5 protein-coding genes are annotated in these 4,019 nt (G+C 41.7%); all 5 read left to right on the top strand.

Annotated features, from left to right (window positions below):
- Positions 1–124: 124 nt before the first annotated feature.
- The 5 genes from BJR36_RS20520 to BJR36_RS19710 all read left to right on the top strand — a co-directional run bounded on the left by BJR36_RS20520 (position 125) and on the right by BJR36_RS19710 (position 3,818).
- Positions 125–292: a hypothetical protein gene (locus BJR36_RS20520; protein ID WP_169823805.1), complete on the top strand. Its 168-nt coding sequence runs from the start codon at positions 125–127 to the stop codon at positions 290–292.
- A 226-nt stretch (positions 293–518) separates the two neighbouring features.
- Complete coding sequence (gene thyA / locus BJR36_RS19725) at positions 519–1,367, top strand: thymidylate synthase (protein WP_091237141.1); 849 nt, start codon at positions 519–521, stop codon at positions 1,365–1,367.
- A 14-nt stretch (positions 1,368–1,381) separates the two neighbouring features.
- Complete coding sequence (locus tag BJR36_RS19720; protein WP_091237140.1) at positions 1,382–1,873, top strand: dihydrofolate reductase; 492 nt, start codon at positions 1,382–1,384, stop codon at positions 1,871–1,873.
- Between the two features lie 36 nt (positions 1,874–1,909).
- The gene (gene truA / locus BJR36_RS19715; protein ID WP_091237139.1) at positions 1,910–2,650 is read left to right on the top strand and encodes a tRNA pseudouridine(38-40) synthase TruA; all 741 of its coding nucleotides are present in this window, start codon (positions 1,910–1,912) and stop codon (positions 2,648–2,650) included.
- A gap of 100 nt (positions 2,651–2,750) precedes the next feature.
- Positions 2,751–3,818, top strand: a complete 1,068-nt coding sequence (locus BJR36_RS19710; protein ID WP_091237138.1) for a branched-chain amino acid aminotransferase — start codon at positions 2,751–2,753, stop codon at positions 3,816–3,818.
- Positions 3,819–4,019 lie beyond the last annotated feature (201 nt).

Genomic DNA, 4,019 nt, shown 5'->3' with positions numbered 1-4,019 from the left:
TACCTCTATTTTACCACTTGCGGAGAGAAAATTTATATAAATGAAGCAATAAAACCCAGTAAAATCAATGGGTTGCGGCGTTTATCAAACGCCTAATTAATGTTTTAATAAGGAGACTTAAATAATGGGAGTAAATTTTAAAGAATTAAAAAATCTTGTAAAAGAGTACTTGGAAAACAAAACACATTTTTCAGTTGAGGACATTGAAGATAAGGCGTTTGAATATTATGAAAAGGGAAAGATCAGTGCAGCACAATATAAAACTGTTCTGTGCAAGACATATACATTGTAATAAGATTAATAGTGATAACCATTCGGGATCGTGTTCCGGAATAGTCACAAACAGCTAAATAGAGAAAGAAGGACTTTGCATGAAATGAAAGCAGAGTCCTTCTTTTATTTGCATCCGTTTTTTAGAAAGCTGGCAGGAAAGTGAAGTCCTGTCTCCATTTTGGTTGCGAATATGATATGATAATGTTATTATTTTTGAAGTAGCAGTTTAGAAACGGAGGATTCACATGAGTTTAGCAGACAACATCTTTATCGATATGTGCAGGGACATACTGGAAAACGGAGTCAGCACAGAGGGAGAAAAAGTAAGGCCAAAATGGGAAGATGGTTCCTATGCATATACAATCAAAAAATTCGGAGTCGTAAACCGGTATGACCTTTCAAAAGAATTTCCGGCCATAACCCTTAGGCGGACGGCGCTCAAAAGCAGCGTGGACGAACTGCTCTGGATCTGGCAGAAGAAATCAAACAATATCCATGATCTCAGCAGCCATATCTGGGACAGCTGGGCAGATGAAAACGGATCGATCGGGAAGGCTTACGGATATCAGCTCGGAGTTAAGCACCAATACAAAGAAGGGGAAATGGACCAGGTCGACAGGGTGATTTTTGACCTGAAAAACAATCCTTACAGTAGAAGGATTATGACGAATATCTACGTTCATCAGGATCTTCATGAAATGAAACTGTATCCATGTGCATATAGCATGACTTTCAATGTAACGCCAAACAAGGAGACAGGAAAGCTGAAGCTGAATGCAATACTCAACCAGCGCTCCCAGGATATACTTGCAGCAAACAACTGGAACGTGGTACAGTATGCAGTGCTGGTGCACATGCTTGCACAGGTCTGTGATATGGAGGCGGGCGAACTCGTGCATGTGATTGCCGATGCCCATATATATGACAGGCATATTCCTATTATCAAAGAACTGATTGAAAGACAGACATATCCGGCACCGGAATTCTGGATAAATCCTGATATAAAGAATTTTTATGATTTTACACCAGATGATGTGAAGCTTGAAAATTATGTTACAGGTCCACAGGTCAAGGGTATACCGGTTGCGGTATAGAAGGGAAATACAGGATGAATTTAATAGTAGCGGTAGATAAGAACTGGGTAATCGGATGCAAGGGAAAACTCCTGGTAAGCATTCCGGGAGATATGAAATTCTTTCGGGAAGTAACAACAGGAAAAGTGGTAGTGATGGGAAGGAAGACTCTCGAAAGCTTCCCTAACGGACTTCCATTAAGAAACAGGACGAACATCGTGCTGACAAGGGATAAGAACTACAACGCCAAGGGAGCGCTTGTTGTCAATTCCATGGAGGAGCTTTTGGCGGAACTGAAGAAGTATAACGAAGAGGATATCTATGTAATAGGCGGGGAAAGCATTTACAGGCAGCTGCTGCCTTACTGCAAAACAGCCCACGTGACGAAAATCGACCACGCTTATGCGGGGGATACGTTTTTTCCAAATCTGGATGAGATGCCGGAGTGGAAAATCACTGCTGAGAGTGATGAACAGACATATTTCGATCTGGAATATGTTTTCTATAAATACGAGAGACAGGCTTGATTTGCAGATCCGCTGAGGCGGACGGATTGGAGAAAAATGAGAAACATTAAATTAACGATAGAATACGACGGCAGCCGTTACAGCGGCTGGCAGAGACTTGGAAAAGGCGAGTCCGACAATACGGTTGAGAATAAGCTGATTGAAGTGATACAAAAAATGACCGGTGAAAAGGCAGAGCTTTTTTGCGGCAGCCGTACAGAGGTAGGAGTGCATGCCTATGCGCAGATTGCCAATTTTAAGACCAAAACAGACATGAAGATAAATGAAATAAAAAATTATTTCAACAGATATCTTCCTATGGATATTGCAGTGACCAATGTGGAGGAGATGCCGGAACGTTTCCATGCCAGTCTGAATGCAAAGACGAAAACGTACCTGTACAGGATCGCAATAGGAGATGTGCCAAGTGTATTTGATCGGAAATATACCTATTACAGCTTTTACACGCCTGATGTCGAACTGATGAGAAAAGCAGCAAAGAAACTGACAGGAAAACACGACTTTAAGGATTTTTCGACTGTTAAAAGAAGCAAATCAACAGTCAAGGAAATATATTCGATTGAGATCATTCCGGATGGAAAGGAAATCCATGTCATAATTAAGGCGAATGATTTCATCCATAATATGGCACGGATGATTGCCAGCACAATTCTTGAAATAGGTCTGGGAAAACGCAAGGTTGAAGATATTGCAGAGATTTTCAATCCGGAATCAGAAGAGGCTGGAAGCATGACCGTCAGCGCACAGGGATTATTCTTAAAAGAGATTGAATATTAGTTTTTGTGAGAAACCAGTGAGCTAAAACTATTGACATTGAAAACGAAAAGTATAATAATTGTATTTAAAAATGAGCAGAAGCTACGGAAGGATGAAAGCAATGTTAGATATCAGATTTGAAAAGACCACAGCTCCAAAACAGATTCCGGGAAAAGAAGACCCGTTAACATTCGGAACTATTTTTACTGATCATATGTTCATCATGAACTATGAAACAGGAAAAGGATGGCATGATGCAAGAGTCGTACCATATCAGCCAATTGTTTTACAGCCGTCAGCAATGGTATTCCACTACGGACAGGAAATGTTTGAAGGATTGAAAGCCTACAAGACAGCAGAAGGAAAAACTCTTCTTTTCCGTCCTGACAAGAACATTGAGAGAGCTAACAGAACAAATGAAAGAATCTGCATCCCGACTATTCCGGAAGAAGACTTCCTTCAGGCAATCAAGGCAGTGGTAAAAGCGGATGAAGCATGGATTCCTGAAAAGGAAGGTACTTCTCTCTATATCAGACCGTTCATCATCGCAACAGATCCGTTCTTAGGCGTAAGGCCATCAGACACCTATATGTTCATTATTATCTTATCGCCTGTAGGAGCATACTATCCGGAAGGATTGAATCCTGTAAAGATCTGGATTGAAGATGAATATGTAAGGGCAGTGAAAGGCGGTATCGGTGAAGCCAAGACAGGCGGAAACTATGTTGCCAGCCTCAAATCCCAGGTTAAGGCACATGATGCAGGATACTCCCAGGTTCTCTGGTTGGACGGCGTAGAACGGAAATATATTGAAGAAGTCGGTGCGATGAATATCTTCTTTAAAATCAACGGAACAGTTGTTACACCTATGCTTAACGGAAGCATTCTTCCGGGCGTTACAAGAGATTCTGTTATTGCGCTCTGCAAGGAATGGGGAATTCCTGTTGAGGAGAAGAGAATTTCAATAGACGATATCTTTGAAGCTGCACATAATGGAACTCTGGAAGAAGTCTGGGGAACAGGAACAGCAGCGGTTATCTCACCGGTAGGGCATCTCAGATGGGGCGAGCATGTAATGCAGGTCCAGGACGGCGGAATCGGTCCTGTAAGCCAGAAGTTATATGACACAGTTACAGGAATCCAGACAGGAAAAGTGGAAGATACGCTTGGATGGACAGTAGAAGTATAAAGGACATAATCCTGAATAGATACGTATAAAGGATAGAAACTGAATATAGACATACGACAGGAAATCGCCCCTGCTTTGAGTGAAATCGAAGCAGAGGCGTTTTTTGATTGTGTGCCAGGCATGGCACTAATCTAGCTGGTGAAAGTCCAGCCACGGGTATTTACCGCCAAGTGTAGTGAACCACAAGTTGGTATCAGTAAT

Origin of the sequence: Anaerobium acetethylicum (genome assembly GCF_900096945.1) — a bacterium.
In the GTDB taxonomy this organism is placed as follows: domain Bacteria; phylum Bacillota; class Clostridia; order Lachnospirales; family Lachnospiraceae; genus Anaerobium; species Anaerobium acetethylicum.
This window is presented reverse-complemented; position numbering and strand designations above follow the sequence as displayed.